The sequence below is a fragment of the Candidatus Accumulibacter vicinus genome (genome assembly GCF_000584955.1).
GTDB lineage: Bacteria > Pseudomonadota > Gammaproteobacteria > Burkholderiales > Rhodocyclaceae > Accumulibacter > Accumulibacter vicinus.
In genome coordinates this window covers 15,838-16,688 of the sequence record NZ_JDSS02000007.1, presented here as the reverse complement: position 1 = coordinate 16,688, position 851 = coordinate 15,838, and the positions used below count along the sequence as shown (strand labels likewise).

General features: G+C 60.6%; 1 protein-coding gene. It reads left to right on the top strand.

The annotated features are described in order from the left end of the window. The coding region (locus CAPSK01_RS02070; protein WP_273702904.1) for a GNAT family N-acetyltransferase at positions 1-700 on the top strand (700 nt) is incomplete at its 5' end. Between the last annotated feature and the right edge of the window lie 151 nt (positions 701-851).

Sequence of the window (851 nt, the reverse complement as noted above, 5' to 3'; positions counted from 1 at the left end):
AGACGTGCTGCTGCATGTTTCGCAGATGATCTGCGAACTCCCCTGGCTGCAGGAACTCGACCTCAACCCGCTGATCGTCGATGAGAACGGCGGAATCGCTGCCGACGCGCGCATCGTCATCGATTATGCGGCGCCCTCGGGGGACCGCTATGCGCACATGGCCATCCACCCCTACCCGGTGCATCTGATCCAGGACTGGGAGCTTCCGGATGGCCGGACGGTGACGATTCGCCCAATCCGCCCGGAAGACGCTGAACGCGAGCAGCAGTTCGTCATCGGACTGTCCGACGAAAGCAAGTACTATCGTTTCATGGATACCATCCGGGAACTGACGCAGACCATGCTGGTGCGCTTCACCCAGATCGACTACGACCGGGAAATGGCTCTGGTGGCGACCCTCCCCGACGATGATGGCAAGGAGTTGCAGATCGGTGTCGCCCGCTATGTTACCAACCCGGATGGCGAATCAGTCGAGTTTGCGCTGGCCGTCGCCGATGACTGGCAGAAACACGGCGTCGGCCGCAAGTTGATGAGCGCGCTGATCGACTGTGCACGCGTCAAGGGCTACCGCACCATCGTCGGCGACGTGCTGTCGATGAACACCAAGATGTTCAACCTGATGACCAGGCTGGGCTTCACGATCCACCCGCACCCTGACGACCCGGCCGTCAAACGCGTGATCAAACCCTTGAACAACTAGGAAAGGTTTCAGGGGCCAGGGACAAGGCAACGCATCAAACTCGGCGAAGCCAAAGCCTTCGGCCCCGCCAACAACAAGAAGAAGCGGCCGGATGACGGGCATCCGGCCGCTTCTTCTCCTGGTGACGTCCGCCAGCTACTGCAGGTCGAAA